Here is a 24732-nt window from a genome sequence, read left to right as displayed (position 1 = left end):
GATGAGGAGACTCCAATGCGCAAGACGGGATGGAGCCGGCGAGCCGGCGCGATGATGGTGCTGTTGCTGGGGTTACTGCTGCTGCCCGGGCTGGCCTCTGCCAAAGGTCCGGCCGGCACGGTGCTGGTGCTCGGCGACAGCCTCAGTGCTGCCCACAATATCCCTGCCGACGCCGGCTGGGTCAGCCTGCTGCAGCAGCGGGTCAGGCAGCAGTCGAAAACCCCGGCGCGCATCGTCAATGCCAGCATGAGCGGTGAGACCACCGCCGGCGCTCTGACCCGCCTGCCGGGCCTGCTGGCCAAGGAGAAACCGACCGTGGTGGTGATTGCCCTCGGCGGCAATGACGCACTGCGCGGGCTGACCCCGGCGCAGGTGCAGGGCAACCTGGAAAAGATGGTGCAGGCCAGCCAGAAGGCTGGTGCCAAGGTGCTGCTGCTGGGCATCGATGTACCACCCAACTATGGGGCGGGTTATCGCCAGCGGCTGGCGGCGGCCTACAAGGCACTGGCCACGCAGTACAAGGTGCCGCTGCTGCCGTTCCTGCTGGAAGGTGTGGCACTGCAGCCCGGGCTGATGCAGGCTGATGGCCTGCACCCGACCGCGCAGGCGCAGCCGAAGGTGCTGGACAACGTCTGGCCATTGCTGCGGCCCCTGCTCTGAACGATTTACATCCCTCTTGACGGAACTTCACATCGCGTCCACCGTCGATCCGGCATGTTTCACAAAGCTGAAGTTAGAGGGAATCACATGCGTCAGACGAAGGAGACCTCCGGCTTGGTGCTGGTGGTCGAAGACAACCGCAACATCTCCGAGATGATCGGGGAATACCTGGAAGGTCGCGGCTTCGAAGTCGACTATGCACAGGACGGCCTGGATGGCTACCGCCTTGCGGCGGAGAACAGCTATGACGTCGTGGTGCTCGACTTGATGTTGCCGCGCCTGGATGGCATCGAAGTGTGCCGTCGCCTGCGCAACGATGCGCGCAAGTCCACCCCGGTGCTGATGCTCACGGCACGCGACACGCTGGATGACAAGCTCACCGGGCTCGGTTTCGGCGCCGATGACTATCTGACCAAGCCGTTCGCGATCCAGGAGCTGGAAGCACGCCTGCGCGCGCTGATCCGTCGCGAACGCCGTCAGGTCGGTTCGGAAGTGCTCAAGGTCGCCGACCTGGTGCTCGATCCGGTCAGCATGCGTGCCACCCGTGCCGGCACCGAGCTGCAGCTGTCGCCGATCGGCCTGCGCCTGCTGACCATCCTGATGCGCGAATCGCCGCGCGTGGTCACCCGCCAGGAGATCGAGCGCGAGATCTGGGGCAACGGGCTGCCGGATTCGGACACCCTGCGCAGCCATCTGTACAACCTGCGCAAGATCATCGACAAGCCGTTCGACCGCCCGCTGCTGCACACCGTACAGAGCGCCGGTTACCGCATTGCCGATATCGCCCAGCCGATGGCCTGAGCAGGGCCATCGCCGGTGCAGCAGCAAGCCCGGCCGGGCAACGGCCACGCACCAGGGCAGGGCATGACCGGCAGGCGGTACCGCCGGTCAGCGCCCATGCACGACTACGGCGCGGTGCGCTGCCTATAATCGCAGCGCTCCGACCGGGACCCCGCAATGCCGCACGGCCTGCCGCGCAAGATCCGTATCGCTTTCATCCTGCAGGCAGTGCTGGCCAGCCTGGGCATCCTGCTCGGTGCCTGGCTGGTATCGCTGGTGATCAAGCACAGCCTGGTCGGCGCCGCCCTGCGCGAAGAAGCGGCGTACTTCTGGACCCTGCACGAGGCCTCGCCGGTGCAGCCGCCACCCAACACCCAGAACATCCGTGGCTACCTGCTGGAAAGCGGGCAGTCGGCGTTGTCGTTGCCGGCCAACCTGCGCAATCTGGAGCCGGGCTTCCACGAACTGCGCAAGGACGACCAGCTGGTACTGGTCGATGTGCGCCCGGCCGGCCGCCTGTACCTGGTGTTCCTGCGTTCGCGCGCGGAAATGCTGGCGTTCTGGTTCGGCATCGTGCCGGTGCTGCTGACCCTGCTGGCGGTGTATGGCGCCAGCTGGGTGACCTATCGCGCCTCCAAGCGGCTGGTGTCGCCGGTGAACTGGCTGGCGCGCCGTGTCTCGCGCTGGGACCCGGGCCATCCCGAGGCGGCCGACCTGGAGCCGAACAAGCTGCCGGCGGACATGCAGGGCGAGACCCGGCAGCTGGCCGCCGCACTGCATTCACTGGCCAACCGGGTCAGCGCGCACGTGGCCCGTGAGCGCAACTTCACCCGCGATGCCAGCCATGAGCTGCGCACACCGCTGACCGTGATCCGCGTGGCCAGCGACATGGCGCTGGGCGATGACAGCCTGCAGCCGCGCCTGCGCCGCAGCCTCCAGCGTATCCAGCGCGCCGGGCGTGACATGGAGGCAGTGATCGATGCGTTCCTGATCCTGGCCCGCGAGGCCGATGTCGAGCCGCAGATCGAGCTGTTCGACGTCAACGACATCGTCCGCTACGAGGTGGACAACGCCAACGAGCTGCTGGGTACGCGTCCGGTATCGGTGCACCTGCACAGCGATGGTCCGGTGCAGCTGCATGCGCCGCCACGGGTGCTGCAGGTGGTGGTCAGCAATCTGGTGCGCAACGCCTGCAGCTATACCGACGAAGGGCGCATCGACGTGCACGTGCACAACGACCGGGTGGTGGTGCGCGACACCGGCATCGGCATGTCCGCCGAGGCGCTGTCGCGCGCGTTCGAGCCGTTCTACCGCGCCGAGCCGAGCCGCCCGCAGGGTACCGGCCTGGGCCTGTCGATCGTGCGTCGGCTGTGTGATCGCTTCGGCTGGAAGGTCAGCCTGGCCAGTGAGCCGGGCAAGGGCACCGAAGCCACGGTGATTTTCCGCTGACGCCACGCCGGGCCATGCCCGGCGTCGGCAATGGCTCAGTTGCAGTTGACCTTCGGCGCCAGCGCCCTGGTCCAGATCGCATAGCCGGCCGGGGTCATGTGCAGCATGTCCTCGCGGAACAGCGACGCATCCGGCTGGCCGTCGGTGCCGAGCATCGGCGTGTAGACGTCGGTGAAGCCGGTGTTGGGCAGCTTGGCCAGGGCCGCCTTGATCAGCGTGTTGGCCTCGTTGATCGCCGGCAGCAGGTGCGCGCGCGACGGGCTTGGCTTAATCGACAGGTACTCCACCTTCGTCTTCGGCAGGTCGCGATGCACGCGCTGCACGAAGGCAACCACATCGTCGCGCACCTGCACGGCGCTGCGGCCGCTGTTGAGGTCGTTGTCACCGGCGTAGAAGAACACCTTGCACGGTGCATACGGCACCACGATCTGGCCGGCATACCAGGTGCTGTCGCGCACTTCCGAACCGCCGAAACCACGGTTGAACACCGGCTGGCCGGGGAAGTCGGCTGCCAGGCCTTCCCACATGCGGATCGAGGAGCTGCCGATGAACTCGATGCCGCCCCGTGGCGGTGGGCTGGTCTGGTCGGTGCTGGCGAAGTGGGCCATGTCGCCGGCCCAGGCCACGTTGGAGACCTGCTCGGGCACGCGCGGCGGCTTGGCCGGGCTCAGCGCCTGAGCCAGCGGTGCGGCGGTCAGCAGGCCCAGCATCAGCAGGCAGGTACGGCGACGGGACATCAGGCGCTCCAGCAGGGAAGGGGAAAGCCATCATAGAAGCTGGGCCGGGCCGGGGCTTGCCCCTGGCAGGCCATTGGCCAGGGCCGCCCGGCGTACGGCTGGCGGCCTTGTGGCAAAATGGCGGCCATCTGCCTATCCCTGTGCACCCATGATTCCCTGCCGTGCGTCTGAGCGGTCGCTGCGCCGCGCCCCTGTTGCTGGATGTTCCACCCGTGGCTGATCAGTTCGGCCATCTGCCCCGCGGCCCGCGCCGCATCTTCCAGGCCGCCCGCTGGTCCTGGCAGGGCCTGCGCGCCGCCTGGCTGCATGAGTCCTCGTTCCGGCTGGAGGTCTACCTGCTGATCCTGCTGACCCCGGTCGCGGTCTGGCTGGGCCAGACCCCGGTCGAGCGCGCGCTGCTGATCGGCTCGATGCTGCTGGTGCTGGCGATGGAACTGGCCAACTCGGCCATCGAGGCGGTGATCGAGCGCTACGGCAGCGAGATCCATGAGCTGGCCGGGCGCGCCAAGGACATGGGCTCGGCGGCGGTGTTCATGCTGATGATGAACGTGCTGCTGTGCTGGGGCCTGGTACTGGTGCCGCGCCTGTTCCCGGCCAGCGCCGGCTGATCCTTCTTCCTCCCCCTTGTTGAAGACTTCCCATGTCCCTTGAGTTTCTCGCCGATCCGAACGTCTGGTTGACCCTGTTCACCCTTAGTGCGCTGGAAATCGTGCTCGGCATCGACAACCTGGTGTTCATTTCCATCGCGGTCAGCAAGCTGCCCGAGCACCGCCGCCCGTTCGCACGCCGGCTCGGCATCGCCGTGGCCTGCATCACCCGTATCGGCCTGCTGGTGTCCCTGGCATACCTGGCGCACATGCAGGCGAACCTGTTCACCGTGGCCGGCATGGGCATTTCCATCCGCGACCTGGTGCTGATCGTCGGTGGCCTGTTCCTGATCATCAAGGGCTGGATGGAGATCAAGGAAATGATCACCGGTGGCGAGGATGAGGACCCGAGCACGACCAAGACCTCGGCTGTGTTCGGCTACGTGATCGCGCAGATCGCGATCATCGACATCGTGTTCTCGCTGGATTCGGTGATCACTGCCGTCGGCATCGCCGACCACGTGCCGGTGATGGTCGCCGCGATCCTGCTGTCGGTGGCGGTGATGCTGCTGGCCGCCAACCCGCTGGGCCGCTTCATCGATGCCAACCCGACCGTGAAGATGCTGGCCCTGGCCTTCATCCTGCTGATCGGTGCGGTGCTGATCCTGGATGGCCTGGACGTGCACGTGCCCAAGCCCTACATCTACGCGGCGATGGGCTTCTCGGTGCTGGTGGAGTGGCTGAACCTGCTGATGCGCCGCCGCGCACGCGAACACCACGTGCCGGGCGCCGGCGACTGGTAAGCGGCTCACAGGCAAGCGTGTCACCCCGAACCCCCGGCCCTGCCGGGGGTTCTTCGTTTCGGGGCCGCTGCGCCCGCCGGGCATGGCCCGGCGCTACCGTTCGTGGCGTGGTCTGGTAGCGCCGCGCCATGCCCGGCGGGGAGGTTCCCGCCAGCTGTGAATTGAGATCAACAGTGTTTTCCCGGGGCGAGGCTTAATCCGGGCCGGTAAAGCGCGCAGGCTACGCGCTCTTTCCCAGGACCTGCCCCCACGCAGGATGACCCCATGAACTCCAGAGCCGCCTTGTTGGCCCTCGCTGTTGGCGCTTTCGCCATCGGCACTACCGAATTCGCGCCGATGGGCCTGCTGCCGGTCATTGCCGACGGCGTAGGCGTGAACATCCCCACCGCCGGCATGTTGATCACGGCCTACGCCGTGGGCGTCATGCTGGGTGCACCTGTGATGACCCTGCTGATGGGACGCTTCGGCAAGCGCACTGCGCTGATGCTGCTGATGTCGATCTTCGTGGTCGGCAACCTGCTGTCGGCACTGGCCCCGAACTACGGCCTGCTGCTGTTGTCGCGCCTGGTCACCAGCCTCAATCACGGTGCCTTCTTCGGCATCGGTGCGGTGGTCGCCGCCAGCCTGGTACCGAAGGAAAAGCAGGCGGCCGCCGTGGCGACCATGTTCATGGGCCTCACCATCGCCAACATCGGCGGTGTGCCGCTGGCCACCTGGGTGGGGCAGCAGCTGGGCTGGCGCCTGTCCTTCGCCGGCACGGCGGTGCTGGGCCTGGTCGCGATCACCGCGCTGGGCCTGGCCCTGCCGGCATCCGCGCCCGATGCGCGTCCGGACGTGCGCCGCGAACTGAAGGCGATCCTGCAGCCGCAGGTGCTGCTGGCCATGGCCACCACAGTGCTCGGCGCCGGCGCGATGTTCACCCTCTACACCTACGTGGCGCCGGTGCTGACCGAGCTGACCGGCGCCTCCAACGCCTTCATCGCGATGTCGCTGGCCCTGATCGGCATCGGCTTCACCTTCGGCAATGGCATCGGCGGGCGCATGGCCGACTGGTCGCTGGATGGTGCCACCCGCATCCTGCTGGCGGTCCTGGCCGTGCTGATGTTCGTGCTGCCGCTGGCCTTCATGAGCCACGCCACGGCGGCGCTGGGTGTACTGCTGTTCGGTGCCGCGACTTTCGCGATCGTGCCGCCGCTGCAGATCCGGGTGATGCAGGCGGCCAGCGAGGCGCCAGGCCTGGCGTCGTCGATCAACGTCGGTGCGTTCAATCTCGGCAATGCGGTGGGTGCGGCACTGGGTGGTGCGGTGATCAGTTCGGGCCTGGGCTACGCCGCGATTCCGGTGGCCGGTGGCCTGCTGGCGGCCTCAGGGTTGCTGCTGGCATGGCTGGGTCGTCCCCGCGCTGCGGTGGCTGAGGCTTGCTGAGGAGTGTTGGATTCCGGCAGGGCTTGCAGCCCTGCACCCGCTGCAATCAACGTCAACGGCAAAAGCCGGCGCTGGTTTTCTGAGGGTTGGGCGGGGTGGTGTGGGTTGGCAGGACACGCCGTGAACCCATCCATGGGGGCTCGATGGCGCCATCCATGGCGCCAACGGTCCTGCCAACCCACACCGCCCCACCTCCGACAGATTGCCGCGATCGGTCGGAAAGGCGTTCTGCTTTGGTAGGTGTCGACCTTGGTCGACACGAATGCCTGAAGAACCGGCTTTTGCTTTTATTTTTTTCTTTTGATCTTCCCGCGGTGCGCAGGAAACCGTATGAGGCCGGGCGGGTGGGCGTGGCGGGGGTGTCCGCGGCATGGATGCCGCGGCCAAGCCTCCAGGGACGGATTCACGGCGTCCCCCGCCATGCCCACCCGCCCGGACTATTCAGGCGATCCATGAGCATGGCCACCGCGGAGGGGGCGGCGCCCGATGGCCGGTCTTTCACCCGAACCATGGCATGCTCGGCGCCAAGCCCACCCGGAACCTTCGCCATGCGCCTGTTCACCCGCGTCCTGCCCTTGATGCTGCTGGCTTCACTGCTCTCCGGCTGTGGCTACAACGCCATCCAGCAGAAGGATGAAGCGGTCAAGGCCAGCTGGTCCGAAGTGCTCAACCAGTACAAGCGCCGTGCCGACCTGGTACCCAACCTGGTGCAGACCGTGAAAGGCTTTGCCAGCCAGGAAGAGCGCGTGCTGACCGAAGTCACCAACGCCCGCTCGCGGGTCGGCCAGATCAACGTCAACGCCGACGACGAAGCCTCGCTCAAGCAGTTCCAGCAGGCCCAGGGCGAACTCGGCAGTGCGTTGTCGCGGCTGCTGGTGGTCACCGAGAATTATCCGGTGCTCAAGTCCGACCAGAACTTCCGCGATCTGCAGGCGCAGCTGGAAGGTACCGAGAACCGCATCACCGTCGCCCGCGGTCGCTACATCCAGCAGGTGCAGGACTACAACACCTACATCCGCTCGTTCCCGCAGGTGATCACCGCCAAGATCTTCGGCTACAAGACCAAGCCGAACTTCACCGTGGACAACGAAGCGCAGATCTCCAATGCGCCGGCGGTGGATTTCGGCAGCGCGCCGCAGCAGCAGCCGGCTCCGCAGCCGGGCCATTGACCCATGCGCCTGGCCACTGCGCTGCTGGCCCTGCTGCTGTGGCTGCCGTTGACGTCGCAGGCCCAGCAGCTGGCGCCGATTCCGGCGCTGGACTCGCCGGTCGTCGATACCACCGGAACGCTGGATGCCGCGCAGAAGCAGGCGCTGGTGCAGCAGGCACTGGACCTGCAGCAGCGCAAGGGTAGCCAGCTGCAGGTGCTGGTGGTGCCCAGCACCCAGCCTGAGGACATCGCGCAGTACACCACGCGGGTCTTCGACCAATGGCAGATCGGCCGCAAGGGCGTGGATGACGGTGTGCTGCTGGTGGTGGCGAAGGACGACCGGCGCGTGCGCATCGAACCGGGCTACGGCCTGGAGGGCGCCATTCCCGATGCCATCGCCAACCGGGTCATCCAGGAATATCTGGTGCCGCGCTTCCGAGCCGGCGACTACGCCGGTGGCATCACCGATGCCACCGCGGTACTGGTGAAGATCGTCGATGGCGAGGCACTGCCGGCGCCGGTCAGCGGCCAGCGGGGCCGCGAGCCCGACGGTGGCGGCGATACCTGGTTCCTGGCCCTGTTCATCGGTGTATTCGCCGGCAGCATCCTGCGCGGCGTGTTCTCGCGTGTGCCGCGACCGTTGCGTGGCCTGCTCGGCGGTGCTGGTGCCGCACTGGCGGCGTTCCTGTTCACCTCCACCCTGTTGGCCAGTGGCCTGGCGGGCATCGTCGGCCTGATCGTGGCCATGCTGTCCGGCCATCCCGGGCGCTTTGCCGGTGGTGGAGGATGGGGCGGTGGCAGCTGGGGCGGCGGAGGCGGCTTCGGCGGGGGCGGTGGATTTGGTGGTGGCGGCGGCTGGGGCGGCGGCGGTGGCCGTTCCGGCGGCGGCGGTGCTTCGGGAGGCTGGTGATGATCCAACGTCTGTGTCGCCATGTATTTTCGCCGTCGGTGCGGCGTGCGTTCCCGCCGGCCACGCTGCAGGCGATCACCGAGGCCATCGCGGCCGGTGAGCAACGCCACGGTGGCCAGGTGATGTTCGCGGTCGAAGCCGACCTGCCGTGGGCCGCGTTGTGGCACAAAGTGACCCCGCGCCAGGCCGCCGAACACGCCTTCGCCCGCCTGCGTACCTGGGACACGGCCCACAACAACGGCGTGCTGATCTACCTGCTGCTGGCCGATCACGCGATCGAGATCGTCGCCGACCGCGGCCTGCACGGCCGGGTCAGCCCGGCGCAGTGGCAGCGGGTCTGCACCCACCTGCGCGAGGGCCTGCGTGGTTCCAATCCGGTGGAAGCGCTGCAGGATGCCATCGACGAGGTCTCCAGCCTGATCGAAGGGCACTTTCCAGCCTCGACGCGGTCGAACGATGACGCGTTGCCGAACTCGCCCCAGCTCCTTGGTTGAGCCGGGGCGGCACTGGCCCGAGAATAGGCGTTCAACCGCAAGGCACCTTCCATGATCTATTTCCACGACATCGACCCCATCGCCCTCTCGCTGGGGCCGATCAAGGTGCACTGGTACGGCATCATGTACCTGCTCGGCTTCACCGCAGCCTGGCTGCTGGGCCGCAAGCGCATCGCCGATGGGCGCCTGCCGGGCGTCGATGCCAACGGCTTCTCCGACCTGCTGTTCTACGCCATGCTCGGCGTGGTGCTGGGCGGGCGCATCGGCTACATGCTGTTCTACGCGCTGGGCGATTTCCTGCACAACCCGCTGCTGCTGTTCAAGGTGTGGGATGGCGGCATGAGTTTCCACGGCGGCCTGTTGGGCGTGATTGCCGCCTGCTGGTGGTGGTCGCGCAAGCACAAGCTGCATTTCTTCGACACCATGGATTTCATGGCGCCGCTGGTGCCGCTGGGCCTGGGCTTCGGCCGTATCGGCAATTTCATTGGTGCCGAGCTGTGGGGCAAGTACACCGACGGCAGCTGGGGCGTGGTGTTCCCGTCCGGCCTGCCGGCACCGCTGAACCAGCTCGACCACGCCACCCTGCAGGCGCAGTTCGCGACCGGCGCGTTGAACCAGTTCGCCCGCCATCCCTCGCAGCTGTATGAAGCGTTGCTGGAAGGCCTGGTGATGTTCGTGGTGCTGTGGGCGGTATCGGCCAAGCCACGCCACCGCTACCTGGTGGGTGGCCTGTTCGCGCTGATGTACGGTCTGTTCCGCTTCGCGGTGGAGTTCGTGCGCATGCCCGACAACGGCGTCTACGTGGCCTTCGACTGGCTGACCCGTGGCCAGATCCTCAGCCTGCCGCTGATCGCCTTCGGCCTGGTGCTGCTGGTGATGTCGCGCCGCGCGCCGGTACTGCAGCCGCAGCTGCCGGTGGCTGCCGAGGGCAAGGCATGAAGGCTTACCTGGACCTGCTCTCGCACGTGCTGGAACACGGTGCCGAGAAGAGCGACCGCACCGGTACCGGCACCCGCAGCGTGTTCGGCTGGCAGATGCGTTTCAACCTGGCCGACGGCTTCCCGCTGGTCACCACCAAGAAGCTGCACCTGCGCTCGATCATCCACGAGCTGTTGTGGTTCCTGAAGGGCGACACCAACATCGGCTACCTGAAGGACAACCAGGTGCGGATCTGGGACGAGTGGGCCGACGAGAACGGCGACCTCGGCCCGGTCTACGGCAAGCAGTGGCGCAGCTGGGCCACTGCCGATGGCGGTGAGATCGACCAGATGCAGTGGCTGGTGGACGAGATCAAGCGCAACCCCGATTCGCGGCGGCTGGTGGTCAGCGCCTGGAACGTGGGCGAGCTCTCGCAGATGGCGCTGATGCCGTGCCACAACCTGTTCCAGTTCTACGTGGTGGACGGCAAGCTCAGCTGCCAGCTGTACCAGCGCAGCGGCGACATTTTCCTCGGTGTGCCGTTCAACATCGCCAGCTACGCGCTGCTGACCCACATGGTGGCGCAGGCCACCGGCCTGGGCGTGGGTGATTTCGTGCACACGCTGGGCGATGCGCACCTGTATTCGAACCACTTCGAGCAGGCCCACGAGCAGCTGTCGCGTGAGCCGCGCGCGCTGCCGAAGCTGTGGTTGAACCCAGAGGTGACCGACCTGTTCGGCTTCCAGTTCGACGACATCCGCATCGACGGCTACGATCCGCATCCGGCGATCAAGGCGCCGGTGGCGGTATGAGCGCGCGCATGCTTTCCCGCTGCCTGTTGGCGCTGTGTGCCGCGCTGCCTCCGGGCATGGCCCAGGCCGCACCGTCGGATACGCTGTCGCTGGCCAGGCAGGTCAATGAGCAGATCGTGCACAAGCACATGCGCGAGGAAGTGCAGGCGTTCGCCGGGGCATTCAACGGCAGCACGATGATGCCCCAGGATGTACCGGAAGGCTGCCGGGCACAGATGCGTGAGGCGGTGACCGGCATGTACACGGCGATGACCGAGCACCTGAAGGCGGGCGTCGAGAACCCGGCGTATCAGCGTGAGCTTGAACAGGGGCTGGCCACCGTCTATTCCAACGACCAGCTGAAGGCGTTCCTGGCGCGCGGCGCCAGTGACGATATCGCTGCGCTGTCGGCAGAGATCCTGTCGGGACCGGGCCTGAAGGAGATCGAAGAGGCGCAGAAGCAGAAGATCCTCGCTGGCCTGGATGAGCAGACCACGTCCAGCCCTGCGCTGGCTGCGGCATTGCAGGCCGCCAGTGCCGCGAACGCTGCCTGCGAACGCCTGCAGATAGATGCCAGCTGAGGAGGTGGTAGCAATGAAGCTGTCGATGATCGTGGCGCTGGACCGCAATCGTGGCATCGGCCAGGGCAATGCCATGCCCTGGCACCTGCCGGATGATTTCAAGCATTTCAAGGCGCTCACCCTGGGCAAGCCGATCCTGATGGGGCGCAAGACCGCCGAGTCGATCGGCCGCGTGCTGCCGGGGCGGACCAACCTGGTGCTGACCCGCAGCGGCCAGGTGCCGTTCGAGGGCATGCGTGCAGTGGCGTCGCTGGACGAGGCGAAGGCGATTGCCGAAGGCGAGGGCGCCAGCGAACTGTGCATCATCGGCGGCGGCGAGATCTTCCACCAACTGCTGGACCAGGCCAGTGACCTGTACCTGACCTGGGTCGATGCAGAAGTCCCCGCCGACACGCATTTCCCCGAGGTGGACGCGGATGACTGGCAGGAAGTGAGCAGCGAGCCGCACCCGGCCGATGAACGCCACGCCTACGCGTTCCGCTTCGTGCACTACGTGCGCCGCTGACCGCCGCGCATCTGTAGAGCCGAGCCATGCTCGGCTGCTTTCCGCGGACACCTCCCGTAGCCGAGCATGGCTCGGCTCTACAGGATTGCCTACGGCATCCGGTAATGCCCGATGATCGTGTGCTGGAACAACAGGTTCTCTTCCCGCGTGCCGCGCGCGATGTTGTGCAGCACCAGCGGCGTGCCATCGGCCAAGCGCCGGTCGGAGACGATGCCCACATGCAGCAGGCCGTTGCCGTTGAGCTTCCAGGCGACGATGTCGCCGGCTGCGTAGTCGGCGGCGGCGGTGCTGATCGGCTGCTGCCAGCGCTGTCGCTCGAACCAGCGCATCAGGTTCGGGACGCGACGATGATCGATGTTGCGGTCCGGCCGTGACAGGCCCCAGATCGACGGGTAGGCGCTGAAGTTGCCGCGCATGTCTTCGTGCACGCGGGCCTGCAGGTCCAGGCCCTGGCTGCGCAGAGCGCGCACCACCACGTCAGTGCATACGCCGCGATCCAGTGGCACGTCGCCGCCGGGATAGGCCAGCACCTGGTAAGCGGGGTCGTAGCGGGTGGTGACGCCGATCTGCGCGCGTGCCGCAGCCACCAGCGGCGGTGAGGCGGCCTGCGCTTGCGTCGGTGCGCGTTCAGCGCTGTCCGCAGCCGTTGGAGCAGGCGGCGAGCCGGGCTGGCAGCCGCTGGCCAGAGCCAGCGTCAGCAGCAGCACCGTCCATGGTGCCCAGCCCTGTCGTGTCATGCCTGCGGTGGTGCGCCGTTGTTGTTGCCACCACCACCGTTGCCGCCAGCGCCACCACGACGGCGGCGACGACGCGGGCCGCGGTTGCCCGGGTTGGCGGCCGGAGCATTGCCTCCGCCCTGTTCCTTGCCCTGCGCCGGTGCAGCCGGGCGCTCGTGCGCCGGGCGCGCTGGCGGGCGGGCGTTGGGCACGGGTGCCGGTACATCGCGGCCTGGCACCTGCACCACGCGCAGTTCTTCGGTATCGAGCTGGATCGCGGTGAGCTTGCCGCCCCAGACCGCGCCGGTGTCGATGGCGTGCACGCCCTGGGTGATGGTCAGGCCCAGCGCCGACCAGTGGCCGCAGACCACCTTGAGGTCACGCTCGACCCGGCCCGGCACTTCGAACCAGGGGTACAGCCCCTGTTCCTGCGTGCCCGGCGTGCCCTTGTCCTCGATGCCGATGCGCCCACGCGGGGTGCAGTAGCGCATGCGGGTGAGCACGTTGATGATCGCGCGCGAACGGTCGTAGCCGGACAGGTTCGGTGCCCAGCTCGGCTTGTCGCCGTACATGTTGCGGAACAGCTTGCGGTAGCCGGCGCCGTGCAGCTGCACTTCGACTTCAGCGGCATGCCGCTCGGCCATCTGCGTGGTCCACTTCGGCGCCAGGCCGGCGTGCACCATCATCCAGCCCAGCTCGCGGTCCACATGCACCAGCTTCTGCAGGCGCAGCCAGTCCAGCAGTTCGTCGCGATCCTCGGCCTGCACGATGCGCAGCAGGTCCGGATTGACCTTGCGCTGTTCCTCTTCGGTGCGCGCACCCACGGCCAGCAGCGAAAGGTCGTGGTTGCCCAGCACCACCACGCTGTGCTCGCGCAGCGAGTGCACCAGCCGCAGCGTTTCCAGCGACTGGCCGCCGCGGTTGACCAGGTCGCCACAGAACCACAGGGTGTCCTGCGCGGGGTCGAAGCGGATCTTCTCCAGCAATCGCTGGGTGACGTCATAGCAGCCCTGCAGGTCGCCGATCGCCCACACACTCATCGTTCGGCCTCCGTGTCAGTGCAGGGTGCGCGGGATGGCCAGCACGAAAGGTGCGACCGCCGCAGCGAATTCGGTGCCATCGTCGGCAACCATGTCGTAGTGCCCCTGCATGGTCCCGTGATCGGTCCCCAGCATGACACCGGAGGTGTAACGGAAGTCTTCACCGGGGCGCAGGCGTGGCTGCTCGCCGATCACGCCATCGCCATCGACGTGCTCGACACGGCCGTTGGCATCGGTGATGCGCCAATGGCGTGCGATCAGGCGCGCGGCGACCTGCCCCTGGTTGTGGATGCGGATCGTATAGGCGAACGCATATCGGCCGTCTTCCGGCGCGGATTGATCGTCGAGGAAGCGCGGGGCGACTTCGACGGAGATGGCATAAACGTCAGCGTCTTCCATACCGGCAGTGTAATCAGGAGGCATTGGCCAAAGCGATGAATTCGGCCACGTCCAGCTGTTCGGCACGGGCATCGGGACGCACGCCGGCGGCAGCGAACTGCTCGGCGGACACCACGTTGTTCAGGGCATTGCGCAGCGTCTTGCGGCGCTGGCCGAAAGCGGCCTTGACCACTTCGGCAAAGCGCTTGTGATCGCGGATGTTGATCGTGGCCGGGTCGCGCGGTACCAGTCGCACCACGGCCGAATCGACCTTCGGCGGCGGCCGGAACGCGCCCGGCGGCACCACGAACAGCGAGGTCACCTCGCAGTACGCCTGCAGCATCACGCTGAGACGGCCGAACACCTTGCTGCCGGGGCCGGCGGCCATGCGGTCGACCACTTCCTTCTGCAGCATGAAGTGCATGTCGCGGATCACCGCGGCATGTTCCAGCGCATGGAACAGGATGGGCGAGGAGATGTTGTAGGGCAGGTTGCCGACCAGGCGGATCGGCTGGCCGTCGGCCAGTTCGGTGAAGTCCACGCGCAGCACATCGCGGTGGACGATGGTCAGCTCGCCCAACGGTTCGGCGGCCGCGGTCAGCGGCGCGATCAGGTCGCGGTCGAACTCGATCACCGTCAACTTCGGGTGCACGCGCAGCAGCGGCAGGGTGATCGCACCCTGGCCCGGGCCGATCTCGACCAGGCGGTCACCGTCTTTCGGGTTGACTGCCATCACGATCTTGTCGATGTAGTGGCGGTCGGCCAGGAAATGCTGGCCAAGCTGCTTCTTGGCCGGTGCGGTGAACACCGGGCCGGAGGGGGAATGCGGGGAATTCATGCGCTCAGTGTACGTTGCCGCGCAAGCTGCGCACACAGCGTCGTTGCCGCCTGCAGGCTGGAGGGATCGGCGATGCCGCGGCCGGCAAGATCCAGCGCGGTGCCATGGTCCACGGCCACGCGCGGATAGGGCAGGCCCAGGGTGAGGTTCACCGCCTGCTCGAAGCCTGAGTACTTCAGCACCGGCAGGCCCTGGTCGTGGTACATCGCCAGCACGGTGTCGAAGCCGGCCAGCTTGGCGGGCAGGAAGGCGGTGTCGGCCGGAAGCGGCCCGACCAGATCCATGCCCTCTGCGCGCAGGCGCTGCAGCAGGGGGATGACCAGGTCCAGCTCCTCGCGGCCCAGATGGCCGTCTTCGCCGGCATGCGGGTTCAGGCCGAGCACGGCGATGCGAGGCGCAGCCAGGCCGAACTCGCGGCGCAGCGCGGCATTCACGGTACGCAGGGTGTGCTCCAGGCCGGGAGCGGTGATCGCATCGGCGACGTCGCGCAGCGGCAGGTGGGTGGTGGCCAACGCCACGCGCACGATGTGGTTGGCCAGCATCATCACCACCTTTACCCCGGCCTGGTCGGCCAGCAGTTCGGTGGTGCCGCTGTAGGCGATGCCGCCCTCGTTGATGACCGCTTTGTGCACCGGGCCGGTGACCACCCCGTGCAGTTCGCCGGACAGACAGGCCTGGCCGGCACCGAGCAGGGCGCCGATGACCGCGCCGGCATTGGCCGGATCGGCGTGGCCGAAATGGCTGGGTACGGCGTTGGGGACGGCACGCACGCGCAGGTCACCAGGGACACGCGCTTCGGCGTCCTCGGGCAGCAGCTGCAGTGGCAGGTTCAGCGCGGCCGCGGCCGCGCGCAGGGTGTCCGGGTCGGCGAAGGCCAGCAGCCGGCAATCTTCACGCGGCTGCTGGACAAGGCGGACGCACAGCTCCGGGCCGATCCCGGCGGGCTCGCCCGGTACCAGAGCGAGCTCGGGGCGCATCGGTCAGGACTGCGGCGGGGTCGCGGTGTTTTCCGCGCGGTCACCGCTGCGGAAGCTGACGTAGGCTTCGCCACGCAGTTCCTGCAGGAAGCGGTTGTACTCGTCTTCCAGCTTGCGGCGGCCGATGGTCTCGCGGACCTGGGCACGCTGGTTGTCGTTGGTCACGTCGGTCTGGCGGGTGGCCACGCGCTGCAGGATGTGCCAACCGGCATCGGTGCGGAACGGCTGGCTGACGCCACCGTCCTGGATGCCGGCGACCTGCTGGCCAAAGGCCGGTCCGAATGCGTCAGCCGGGAACCAGCCGAGATCGCCGCCCTGGCCCTTGCTGTTGCTGTCCTCGGAGGATTCCTTGGCCACGGTCTGGAAGTCGGCACCGCCGGCGATACGAGCGCGCAGGGTATCGATCTTGGCCTTGGCGGCGGCGTCGGTCTGGTGGTCGTCCACCCGCACCAGGATGTGGCGGCCGTGATACTCGGTGACGGTGTTCGCGCCGGCTGCGGCACTGGCATCACGTACTTCCACCAGTTTCAGCAGCTGGAAGCCGCTGGGGCCACGGATCGGGCCGACCACTTCACCGGCCTTCATCTTTTCCATCATCTGCGCGAAAGCCTGAGGGATTTCATCCAGGCTGCGCCAGCCCAGGTCGCCGCCTTCCAGCGCGTTCGGGCTGTCCGAATAGCGGACGGCAGCGGCATTGAAGTCCAGCTCGCCCTTGTCCAGCAGCGCCTTCACGCCATCGGCCTTCTTCTGGCCGGTAGCGATCTGGTCGGCGTTGGCACCATCGGGCACGGCGATCAGGATGTGTGCCAGGTGGTACTGGTTGCCAACCGTGGCCTGCTGCTTCAGGGCGGCATCGACTTCGCCCTCGCTGACGCTGATGCGGCTCTGCGCGAAGCTCTGGCGCAGGCGCTGCACGGTGATCTCATCACGCACCGAAGCGCGGAAATCGTTGAAATCGATGCCGTCATGGGCCAGGCGCTGGCGCAGGGCGTCCAGCGTCGAACCATTCTGCTGGGCGATGGCATTCATCGCCTGGTTCAGCTCCTGGTCGCCGACCCGGATGCCGCTGCCCTGGGCACGGGCCACCTGCAGCTTGACCAGCACCAGGCGCTCAAGCACCTGCCGGCTGAGCACGTCTTCCGGTGGCAGCTGGTTTTCACGGCCGACGTACTGCGCCTTGATGTTGGCGATCGCACGCTGGAGCTCGCTCTGCAGGATCACGTCCTCATCGACGACGGCGGCGATGCGGTCAAGCGGCTGCGCCTCCTGGGCAAGCACCTGCAGGGGGGCGGACACGCTGGACACCGCCAGCAGCGAGGCGAGAAGAACGGGGAAGCGCTTGGTCATGGGATCAGATTCGGATCGTAGTCATCGCGGGCCGCTCCGGTGTTGCTGGGCGGCACAAGATAGAGGTCGTCGCGGTTGTAGCCGAGGATAGCACGGCGCAGAGTGCGGTCCGTGTCCTGGCCGATGGAGCTCAAGCCCTTGAGTACGAACTCGAGCTGGAAGGCGTTGTTCATCTCACCTTCGCGGTTGCGGACGTAGCGGCGGGCGACCGCACGCACGGCCAGACAGCAGCTGTCCCACTGCACGCCGGCGATGATTTCCAGCGGCTCCTTGTCCTGCAGCGAGTAGTAATAGCGGCCAACCAGGCTCCAGCGCGCATTCAGCGGGTACAGGAAGGACAGGTCGGCCTGCTCCAGCAGGGTCCGGTCATGCTTGTTGGCGCCCGGGGCCGCACCGGCATTGATGCGGTAGCGGTAGCTCAGGTTGACCACGCCGTCGTTCGGCATCAGGTAGCGGGCACGGACGCTGGCCAGATCCTCGCGCTTGTACTTCGGGTCCCACTGGTAGGTGGCGCCCAGTGTCCAGCGGTCGTTGATCATGTAGTTGCCGTCGGCGATCCAGGCCGACTTGCCCTTCTCCACCGGCGCGCCGCCCGGGGTGGTGCTGACCCGCGACTCGTCGAAGTACTGGATCTGGCCGATCGCGGCCGAGAACCGTTCCTTGCCGGTGGTCTGGTCGATGAAGCGGGTTCCCAGCGCCAGGGTCAACTGGTTGGCATCGTTCTGCCGGTCGGCGCCGGTATAGCGCGAGTCGCGGAACAGCTGGCCCCAGCTGAAGGTGAAGTCACGCGTATCGAAGATCGGCAGATCGTCCTGGTTGCGATAGGGCGTGCGCAGGTAGAACAGGCGCGGCTCCAGGGTCTGCAGGAACGACTTGCCGCCGATGCGGGTCTCGCGATCGAAGAACAGGCCGGCGTCGATGCTGCCGATCGGCAGGCTGCGGCTGGGCGAAGTGTTGCCACGCAGCTGCTCGGGCGTGGCGGTGTTCGGGTCGATGCCCTGCGAGCGCAGGACGTTGGCGCGCACCTGGTCTGCCAGGCCGCGATCCAGCTCGTAACCGGTATAGCGGTAGGCCAGGGTCGGGGTGACATACCAGGCCGCGCCACTGATCGGGAACGACACGTAGGGCTTCACGTCCAGGCGCGAACCACCGTACATGCGCTGCACCTGACCCGTGCGGGTGTACTGCAGGTCAGGGCCAGCCTCGGCACCGTACTTGAGGTTGATGTCGTCGTGGGTGAAGCGCACCGCTTCGGTGTAGATGCCGGTTTCCAGCCACGGCAGGACCGGCTTGTCCCAGGTGAAGTACAGGCGCGGCTGCCGGTTGTAGGCCAGAGCGCTCTCGTTGAGGGTGTAGTCGGTCAGCTGCCAACGGTCGGCCATGATGCCCGCCGTCCAGTTCTGGCCGGTACCGTACAGGCCGACCGTGCTCTGCAGGTTGGAGGCGGTCACCCCCACCAGGCGGTTGGCGAAGTCCTCGACATAACGTTCGTCGCTGACCCAGGCCAGGTTGGCGCGGGCCTGCCAGTGGCTGTCCACGTTGTGATAACCGGTGAACATCACCCGGCCGCGATCACGATCGCGCAGCTTGTCGTTGGGCATGAAGGAGGTCAGCACCTCGCCGCGGCCGCCGTTGTAGAGATAGCGGAACTCGTTGTCGAGCAGCAGGCCGCGCCGGCTCATGTAGCGCGGGGTCAGGGTATCGTCGTAGTTCGGCGCCAGGTTGAAATAGATCGGCTGCGCATAATCGAAGCCATTGCGCCCGGACATGCCCAGCTGCGGGAACAGCAGGCCGGTCTTGCGGCGGTCATCGATCGGGAACTTGAAGTAGGGCGCCCACAGCACCGGCACCTTGCCGATGCGCAGCACGGCGTTGCGGGCCGTGCCGAAGCCTTCGTCGTTGTCCACTTCGATCTGGGGCGCCGACAGCTTCCACACCGGCTGCGACGGGTCGCAGGTGGTGTAGGTGGAGCGATGCATCTGGCCGACCGCGCCCTGCAGGTCGACTGACTCGGCATCGCCGTTGCCCCGGCGCGACACCAGCTGGTACTGGATGTCGGTGATCTTGTGGGTGTCGCTTTCCTGGTTGCCCTCGGCGCGCTTGGCGACCATCCGGATCGACCCGTCCTGGTAGCGGACATTGCCGTCGGCGATGTAGTTGCCGGTCTCGGTATCAAAGCTGAGCTTGTCGGTACCGACGAACTGGTCACCCCGGCGCAGCGCCACGTTGCCCTCGTACTGCGGCACGGTGGTGGTGCCCAGCAGCTGGTCGCCTTCGATGTCGGTCGGCTGCTGTTCGCGCGCGGCGGCGGCAGTGGCCTTGTCCTGGCCGGGGACCGGGGTCGGGGCGTCGGTGAACGCGGGAATGACGTCGGTGGCCGGGCACAGGCCCCAGTTGAGCGGCTTTTCATCGGCCATTGCCGGCAGGCAGATGGCGATGCTCAGAGGCAGGGGAAGCAGGCGGAGGGCTCGGCGCACGCGGTTCGGATTCGGGCGAAAACGGACGGTAGCTTGCCCCATCCCTTGCATAGGGGCAATGAAGGGGGGTCGATCCTGCCGGTTCGGGTTCATCCGGCGCCGTCACCGGTGGCCGCTGACATCAGGGCCTGGACATGGGCCACGCTGCACTCGGCCAGGGCCTGCAGGTCGTAGCCGCCCTCCAGCATCGAGACCACCCGGCCGGCCGCATGGCGGCGTGCCAGCGCGTGCAGTTCACGGGTGATCCAGGCGAAATCGTCGGTCTCCAGCATCAGATCGGCCTGCGGGTCGCGCAGGTGGGCGTCGAAGCCGGCGGAGATCAGCAGGAGTTGCGGACGGAAGTCGTCGATGGCCGGCAGCATCTCGTCGGCCCAGACATTGCGGAAGCGGAAACCGCCACTGCCGGGGGGCAGCAGGATGTTCATCAGGTTGCCGGCACCGCGATCACGGCGCAGGCCGGAATTGGGAAACAGCCCGGCCTGATGGGTGCTGTAGTACGAGACCCGGGCGTCGTGCTGGAAGATGTCCTGGGTGCCATTGCCGTGGTGGACGTCGAAGTCGACCACCGCGATACGCTCCAGTCCGTGGCGGTCGCGGGCATAGGCGGCAGCGATGGCGATGTTGTTCAGCAGGCAGAAGCCCATCGCCGTGCTGCTGGTGGCGTGGTGGCCCGGCGGGCGTACCGCGCAGAAGGCCAGCGGGTCCTCGCCCAGCATCACCGCATCGACCGCGGCCACGCCGGCACCGGCGGCATGCACGGCGGCGCTGGCCGAGCCGGGCGAGGTCCAGGTGTCCATGTCCAGCTGGCGCAGCGGCGCGGTCTGCGGCTGCAGCACGAAGTCGAGCAGGGCGCTGTCGTGGACCCGGGTCAGTTCGCCGAACTTGGCCGGCGGCGCCTCGCGCCAGTCCAGCTGATCAGGGAAGGCGGCGTGCAGTGCGTCGAGTACGTACTGCAGGCGCTGCGGGCACTCCGGATGGCCGGGGCCGGGGTCATGCAGCAGGCAGGACGGATGGGAGTAGACCAGCATCGTGCCGACTCAGCGCTGGCGCTGCTGTGGCTGCCACAGCGCTTCGCCGTGGCCATCGGCACGGGCCAGCACCCGGGCCAGCACGAACAGCAGGTCCGACAACCGGTTGAGGTACTGCAGCGCCTCGCTGCGCACAGCCTCGTGGCGGGCCAGGGTGACCGTCTCGCGCTCGGCGCGGCGGACGATGGTGCGCGCCAGATGGCAGCGTGCAGCGGCCTCGCCGCCGGCCGGCAGGATGAACTCCTTCAGCATTGGCAGGCCTGCGTTGTAGTGGTCCAGCTGCTGCTCCAGCGCGGAGACATCGGCGGCGTGGATCGCGGCGTGGCCGGGGATGCACAGCTCGGCGCCGAGGTCGAACAGCTGGTGCTGCAGATGCACGACCAGCGCGCGCACGTCCTCGGGCAACGGGGCCGCCAGCAGCAGGCCGAGTGCGGCATTGGCCTCGTCGACGGTGCCGTAGGAGGCGACCCGGGCGTCATCCTTGGCCACGCGCTGGCCGTCACCGAGGCCGGTGCTGCCGTCGTCGCCGGTGCGGGTGTAGATGCGCGAGAGGCGATGACCCATGGTGCGGCTCAGTGGCGGATGTCGCGGCGGGCCTGCTGCAGCTTCAGCACCTGCTCCACGGCCAGCTGCAGGGCGGCGGCCAGCGCCACGTAGATCGCCGTGGTGCGCAGGTACGGCCCGAACCACTGCGCGTAGTTCTGTGCCCAGCCGGCCAGGGTCGGCTCGGCCACGTTGCGGCTGCTCCAGTAGAAGCCGCCCTGTGCCAGCAGATGGCAGACCGCCACCGAGGCAACCAGCAGCAGCGCGCCCTTGGCCAGCACCGACCAGCGCGCGCTCTGGTAGTTGCGGCCCAGCAGCATGCCGCCAGCCCACAGCGAGAAGTACGCCGGCAGCAGCAGCCAGTAGCCCGGCGACACGCAGTAGTGCTGCCAGAAATCCAGGCCACTGCTGCGGATCACGATCCAGTCCACCAGCACCGCGAACACCATCAGCAGCGGGAACGCCCAGCGCGTCCAGCGCGCCAGGTAGAAGCCGCCGATGAAGAACACGGCCCAGGAGGCATCGGGGATCGCCGCGAAGTGGTTGACGCGGGTCGCCGCCAGCAGCAGTACGAGTACTGACAGGACGAAGGCGCGGTTGGCGGTGTCGGACATGGCGGCGGGCCCGGAGCGGATTCAGGTTTCATTCTAGCCCGCCGCGCGGGTTGGCGCAGGTGGGATGCATTGGGCTTGCAGTGGGGGCGAGCGCGTATCATGAGCCCATGAGTGAACGACATGACGTGCTGATCGTCGGTGGTGGCCTGGTCGGTGCCAGCCTGGCCATTGCCCTGGACCGCCTGGGCCGCGACGTGGGCCTGCTCGAGGCCAGTCCGGCCGGAGAGCTGCCGGCGGTGTTCGACCAGCGCAATCTCAGTTTCGCCGCTGCCACCGTCAATGCGCTGACCGCGCTGGGGGTGATGCAGAAGCTGGCGATGGCACCGGGCCCGATCCGGCGCATCCACGTCAGTCGTGCCGGCGACTTCGGCCGTGTGCAGCTCGAAGCGGCCGATTACGACCGGCCGTGGTTCGGCCAGGTGGTGGTCGCGCGTGATTTCGGCCAGGCGCTGGAATCGCGTCTGCAGGAGCTGCCACGACTGCGTCGCTACCGGCCGATGCGGTTCCTGGGGCTGGGCGAGGTGGTCGATGGCTACCGCCAGGTGCGGGTGGCCGATGAGGCCGGCGAACGCGTGCTGCTGGCACGGCTGGTGGTCGGTGCCGATGGCACCAGCAGCGGCGTGCGTGGCGCGCTGGGCATCGAGGCTGACCGCCACGATTTCCAGCAGACCCTGTTCGTGGCCCGCGTGCGCAGCCAGCGCGCGCCGGATGGCACCGCCTGGGAGCGCTTCACCGATACCGGCCCGACTGCCCTGCTGCCGCGTGGCGATCGCCACTTCGGCACCGTGCACGGTGTCGCGCGCGACCAGGCCGATGCGGTGATGGCGTTGGACGATGCGGCCTGGCTGCAACGCCTGCAGAGCGCGATCGGCTGGCGTGCCGGCCGCCTGCTTGAATCCGGCCCGCGCAGCGCCTACCCGCTCATCCAGGTGCTGGCGCGCGCGCTGGCCGGTGAGCGCACGGTGCTGCTCGGCAATGCCGCGCAGACCATCCATCCGCTGGGCGCGCAGGGCTTCAACCTGGGCCTGCGCGATGCGCTGACCCTGGCCGAACTGCTGGAGGATGCGCATGAGGATGCCGGCAGTGATGCATTGCTGCAGGCCTATGTCGCGCGCCGCGAGGAAGATCGCCGGCAGACGGTGGCGTTCTCCGGTGGCCTGGCGCGCCTGACCAGCAACCCGGCGCCGCTGATGCGGCCGCTGCGCAGCCTTGGCCTGGTCGCCGCACAACGCGCGTCGGTGCAGTCGATGCTGGTCGGTGGCGCGATGGGCTTCCGTGGTGAAGTGCCGCGCCTGTGCCGCGGAGAAGCCGCATGAGCCGGCGCACGCGTCTTGATGTAGCCATCGTTGGTGGTGGCGTCGTCGGTGCCGCGTGTGCGCTGGCGCTGGCCGATGCCGGCCTGTCGGTTGCGCTGGTGGAAGGCCGCGAACCAGCACCGTGGCAGGCCGCACAGCCGGACCTGCGCGTGTTCGCCTTCGCCGCTGATAACGTACAACTGTTGAACCGCCTGGGCGTGTGGCCGGCGATCGCGCAGGCCCGCGCCTGCCCTTACCGGCGCATGCAGGTGTGGGATGCGGCCGGTGGCGAGGATCTGCTGTTCGACGCCGACCGCTTCGGTCGTCGCGAGCTGGGCTACATCGTCGAGAATGGCTTGTTGCAGGATCGCCTGTGGGCGGCACTGCCAGCGGCGGGCGTGCAGCTGCACTGCCCGGCACGGGTGGAAGCGCTGGAACAGGATGATGACGGTGTTCGCCTGCGCCTGGACGACGGTCGTCGCCTGGAAGCGGCGCTGGCAGTGGCGGCCGATGGCGCCGAGTCGACCCTGCGCCAGCTGGCCGGGATCGAGGTTGAGAAGCATGACTACCACCAGCGTGGCGTGGTGGCCTATGTGGACAGCGATCTTCCCAACCAGGCCACCGCATGGCAACGCTTCCTGCCGACCGGGCCGCTGGCGCTGCTGCCGGTGGCCGAGCGCCGCAGTTCGATCGTCTGGACCCTGCCCGAGGATGAAGCGGCTCGCGTGCTGGCCTTGGACGAGGACGCCTTCAACCGCGAACTGACGCGTGCGTTCGCCGCGCGCCTGGGCGAACTGCGGCTGGCATCACCGCGTGCGGCGTTCCCGCTGCGTCGGCAGCTGGCCCGTCACTACGTGGCCGGCCGCGTGCTGGCGTTGGGCGATGCCGCGCACGTAGTGCATCCACTGGCCGGGCAGGGCGTGAACCTGGGGCTGCGCGATGTCGCCGCCCTGCAGCAGTGGCTGGCGCCGTCGGCCGAACGCCGCGGCCAGCCGCGGCTGTCGCCGCAGCGCCTGCAGCGCTGGGCACGCGAACGGCGCAGCGACAACCACATCGCCGCTTACAGCTTCGATGCGATCAACCGCCTGTTCTCCAACGACGAGATGCACCTGACCCTGGCCCGCGGCCGCGCGCTGGGCTGCGTCGGCAAGTGGCCGCCGCTGGTGCAGGCATTCTGGAAGCGCGCCGCCGGGGTCTGATGCAAAAAGGGGACGGAGGGGATTAAGTCGTATGTGCACATACGACTTAATCCCCTCCGTCCCCTTTTTCAATCAACCAACCAACCGGCCAGGTCGGCACGATCCAGCTTGCCGCGGCGCTTCACGTCCAGCGCATTGAATTCATCGGCCAACGCCGGATTCGCCTGCGCTTCCTCGCGGCTGATGAAGCCATCACCGTTCACATCCAGCGCAGCGAAGTGGATGCGGTACTGGCCGACCACGCTGCTCGGTTCCAGCGAACGCACGGTCACCTGTGCCTCGCCGGCCGGCCGTGCAATCTCGACGCTGCCGCTGACCCGGCCGGCATCCAGCGGCTGCTGGCGGATCGCGCCGCCGGTCGGGTCCAACGGCTGGCTCTGCGCCGGCATGGGTGGCAACTGCTGTGCAATGGCCGGTGCGGCTGCCAGTACGGTGATCAGCAAGGCGAGCGGGTGGTATCGCATGGTTCCCTTCCTCGGTAGCGCCGGGC

27 protein-coding genes are annotated in these 24732 nt (G+C 67.6%); 15 read left to right on the top strand and 12 right to left on the bottom strand.

What is annotated here, in order from left to right; all coding sequences use genetic code 11:
• Window positions 1-15: 15 nt before the first annotated feature.
• The 3 genes from AC0Z6F_RS05875 (at window position 16) to AC0Z6F_RS05865 (ending at window position 2889) form a co-directional block, all read left to right on the top strand.
• Window positions 16-660: an arylesterase gene (locus AC0Z6F_RS05875; RefSeq protein ID WP_012510088.1), complete on the top strand. Its 645-nt coding sequence runs from the start codon at window positions 16-18 to the stop codon at window positions 658-660.
• An 87-nt stretch (window positions 661-747) separates the two neighbouring features.
• Complete coding sequence (locus AC0Z6F_RS05870) at window positions 748-1461, top strand: response regulator transcription factor (protein WP_002811889.1); 714 nt, start codon at window positions 748-750, stop codon at window positions 1459-1461.
• Window positions 1462-1617: 156 nt separating this feature from the next.
• Entirely contained in the window at window positions 1618-2889 is a 1272-nt protein-coding gene (locus AC0Z6F_RS05865) for a sensor histidine kinase (protein WP_012510089.1), read from the top strand.
• 35 nt (window positions 2890-2924) lie between these two features.
• Here AC0Z6F_RS05865 and AC0Z6F_RS05860 read toward each other — a convergent pair whose 3' ends face one another.
• On the bottom strand, window positions 2925-3626 hold the full coding sequence (locus tag AC0Z6F_RS05860) for an SGNH/GDSL hydrolase family protein (protein ID WP_012510090.1): 702 nt from the start codon (window positions 3624-3626) through the stop codon (window positions 2925-2927).
• Window positions 3627-3838: 212 nt separating this feature from the next.
• Between AC0Z6F_RS05860 and AC0Z6F_RS05855 the strand changes: the two genes are divergently transcribed.
• The 10 genes from AC0Z6F_RS05855 to AC0Z6F_RS05810 all read left to right on the top strand — a co-directional run bounded on the left by AC0Z6F_RS05855 (window position 3839) and on the right by AC0Z6F_RS05810 (window position 11790).
• Window positions 3839-4234 (top strand): diacylglycerol kinase, encoded by a 396-nt coding sequence (locus AC0Z6F_RS05855; RefSeq protein ID WP_012510091.1) that lies wholly within the window; start codon window positions 3839-3841, stop codon window positions 4232-4234.
• Between the two features lie 32 nt (window positions 4235-4266).
• Window positions 4267-5016 carry a TerC family protein gene (locus AC0Z6F_RS05850; protein ID WP_012510092.1) on the top strand — a complete coding sequence of 250 codons (750 nt, stop codon included), beginning with the start codon at window positions 4267-4269 and terminating at the stop codon, window positions 5014-5016.
• 264 nt (window positions 5017-5280) lie between these two features.
• Window positions 5281-6441, top strand: coding sequence for an MFS transporter (locus AC0Z6F_RS05845; RefSeq protein WP_065722803.1), 1161 nt, complete (start codon window positions 5281-5283; stop codon window positions 6439-6441).
• A gap of 548 nt (window positions 6442-6989) precedes the next feature.
• Window positions 6990-7610, top strand: coding sequence for a LemA family protein (locus tag AC0Z6F_RS05840; protein ID WP_012510094.1), 621 nt, complete (start codon window positions 6990-6992; stop codon window positions 7608-7610).
• A gap of 3 nt (window positions 7611-7613) precedes the next feature.
• Complete coding sequence (locus tag AC0Z6F_RS05835; RefSeq protein ID WP_485617289.1) at window positions 7614-8501, top strand: TPM domain-containing protein; 888 nt, start codon at window positions 7614-7616, stop codon at window positions 8499-8501.
• Entirely contained in the window at window positions 8501-8995 is a 495-nt protein-coding gene (locus AC0Z6F_RS05830; protein ID WP_004144481.1) for a TPM domain-containing protein, read from the top strand. Before AC0Z6F_RS05835 ends, AC0Z6F_RS05830 begins: the two co-directional genes overlap by 1 nt.
• A gap of 51 nt (window positions 8996-9046) precedes the next feature.
• Window positions 9047-9934 (top strand): prolipoprotein diacylglyceryl transferase, encoded by an 888-nt coding sequence (gene lgt / locus AC0Z6F_RS05825; RefSeq protein ID WP_004144483.1) that lies wholly within the window; start codon window positions 9047-9049, stop codon window positions 9932-9934.
• Entirely contained in the window at window positions 9931-10725 is a 795-nt protein-coding gene (locus AC0Z6F_RS05820; protein ID WP_004144484.1) for a thymidylate synthase, read from the top strand. Before lgt ends, AC0Z6F_RS05820 begins: the two co-directional genes overlap by 4 nt.
• Before the next feature lie 8 nt (window positions 10726-10733).
• Window positions 10734-11285: a hypothetical protein gene (locus AC0Z6F_RS05815; protein WP_153675019.1), complete on the top strand. Its 552-nt coding sequence runs from the start codon at window positions 10734-10736 to the stop codon at window positions 11283-11285.
• A 13-nt stretch (window positions 11286-11298) separates the two neighbouring features.
• Complete coding sequence (locus AC0Z6F_RS05810; protein ID WP_012510098.1) at window positions 11299-11790, top strand: dihydrofolate reductase; 492 nt, start codon at window positions 11299-11301, stop codon at window positions 11788-11790.
• Window positions 11791-11879: 89 nt separating this feature from the next.
• Here AC0Z6F_RS05810 and AC0Z6F_RS05805 read toward each other — a convergent pair whose 3' ends face one another.
• From AC0Z6F_RS05805 to AC0Z6F_RS05760, 10 genes are all read right to left on the bottom strand, one after another.
• Window positions 11880-12527 carry a DUF1287 domain-containing protein gene (locus tag AC0Z6F_RS05805; protein ID WP_100434069.1) on the bottom strand — a complete coding sequence of 216 codons (648 nt, stop codon included), beginning with the start codon at window positions 12525-12527 and terminating at the stop codon, window positions 11880-11882.
• Window positions 12524-13546 (bottom strand): symmetrical bis(5'-nucleosyl)-tetraphosphatase, encoded by a 1023-nt coding sequence (locus AC0Z6F_RS05800; RefSeq protein ID WP_448122583.1) that lies wholly within the window; start codon window positions 13544-13546, stop codon window positions 12524-12526. The genes AC0Z6F_RS05805 and AC0Z6F_RS05800 overlap by 4 nt, the downstream gene beginning before the upstream one ends.
• A 15-nt stretch (window positions 13547-13561) precedes the next feature.
• On the bottom strand, window positions 13562-13945 hold the full coding sequence (gene apaG / locus AC0Z6F_RS05795) for a Co2+/Mg2+ efflux protein ApaG (RefSeq protein WP_032968744.1): 384 nt from the start codon (window positions 13943-13945) through the stop codon (window positions 13562-13564).
• A 13-nt stretch (window positions 13946-13958) separates the two neighbouring features.
• Window positions 13959-14762 (bottom strand): 16S rRNA (adenine(1518)-N(6)/adenine(1519)-N(6))-dimethyltransferase RsmA, encoded by an 804-nt coding sequence (gene rsmA, locus AC0Z6F_RS05790; protein ID WP_012510102.1) that lies wholly within the window; start codon window positions 14760-14762, stop codon window positions 13959-13961.
• Window positions 14759-15739 (bottom strand): 4-hydroxythreonine-4-phosphate dehydrogenase PdxA, encoded by a 981-nt coding sequence (pdxA, locus tag AC0Z6F_RS05785; protein WP_100467829.1) that lies wholly within the window; start codon window positions 15737-15739, stop codon window positions 14759-14761. Before pdxA ends, rsmA begins: the two co-directional genes overlap by 4 nt.
• A 3-nt stretch (window positions 15740-15742) precedes the next feature.
• A complete protein-coding gene (locus AC0Z6F_RS05780; protein WP_004144556.1) occupies window positions 15743-17086 on the bottom strand; it encodes a peptidylprolyl isomerase in 1344 nt (447 codons plus the stop codon).
• The gene (gene lptD / locus AC0Z6F_RS05775) at window positions 17083-19563 is read right to left on the bottom strand and encodes an LPS-assembly protein LptD (RefSeq protein ID WP_448122584.1); all 2481 of its coding nucleotides are present in this window, start codon (window positions 19561-19563) and stop codon (window positions 17083-17085) included. The genes AC0Z6F_RS05780 and lptD overlap by 4 nt, the downstream gene beginning before the upstream one ends.
• Before the next feature lie 89 nt (window positions 19564-19652).
• The gene (locus tag AC0Z6F_RS05770; protein WP_004144562.1) at window positions 19653-20591 is read right to left on the bottom strand and encodes a histone deacetylase family protein; all 939 of its coding nucleotides are present in this window, start codon (window positions 20589-20591) and stop codon (window positions 19653-19655) included.
• A 9-nt stretch (window positions 20592-20600) separates the two neighbouring features.
• Entirely contained in the window at window positions 20601-21155 is a 555-nt protein-coding gene (locus AC0Z6F_RS05765) for a cob(I)yrinic acid a,c-diamide adenosyltransferase (RefSeq protein WP_004144563.1), read from the bottom strand.
• A gap of 8 nt (window positions 21156-21163) precedes the next feature.
• On the bottom strand, window positions 21164-21748 hold the full coding sequence (locus tag AC0Z6F_RS05760; RefSeq protein ID WP_004144564.1) for a hypothetical protein: 585 nt from the start codon (window positions 21746-21748) through the stop codon (window positions 21164-21166).
• Between the two features lie 107 nt (window positions 21749-21855).
• On the opposite strand from AC0Z6F_RS05760, the gene ubiH reads away from it, so the two are divergent.
• Together ubiH and AC0Z6F_RS05750 are read left to right on the top strand one after the other, a co-directional pair.
• Window positions 21856-23064 carry a 2-octaprenyl-6-methoxyphenyl hydroxylase gene (gene ubiH, locus AC0Z6F_RS05755; RefSeq protein WP_032968747.1) on the top strand — a complete coding sequence of 403 codons (1209 nt, stop codon included), beginning with the start codon at window positions 21856-21858 and terminating at the stop codon, window positions 23062-23064.
• On the top strand, window positions 23061-24242 hold the full coding sequence (locus tag AC0Z6F_RS05750) for a UbiH/UbiF family hydroxylase (protein ID WP_100434073.1): 1182 nt from the start codon (window positions 23061-23063) through the stop codon (window positions 24240-24242). Before ubiH ends, AC0Z6F_RS05750 begins: the two co-directional genes overlap by 4 nt.
• Window positions 24243-24310: 68 nt before the next feature.
• Here AC0Z6F_RS05750 and AC0Z6F_RS05745 read toward each other — a convergent pair whose 3' ends face one another.
• Window positions 24311-24706 (bottom strand): EF-hand domain-containing protein, encoded by a 396-nt coding sequence (locus AC0Z6F_RS05745; protein WP_485617295.1) that lies wholly within the window; start codon window positions 24704-24706, stop codon window positions 24311-24313.
• Window positions 24707-24732: the final 26 nt, after the last annotated feature.

Source organism: Stenotrophomonas sp. 1L-E-5-B-C3 (assembly GCF_057292075.1).
The sequence above is the reverse complement of the archived record's forward strand: the minus strand, read 5'-3'. Positions and strand labels throughout refer to the sequence as shown.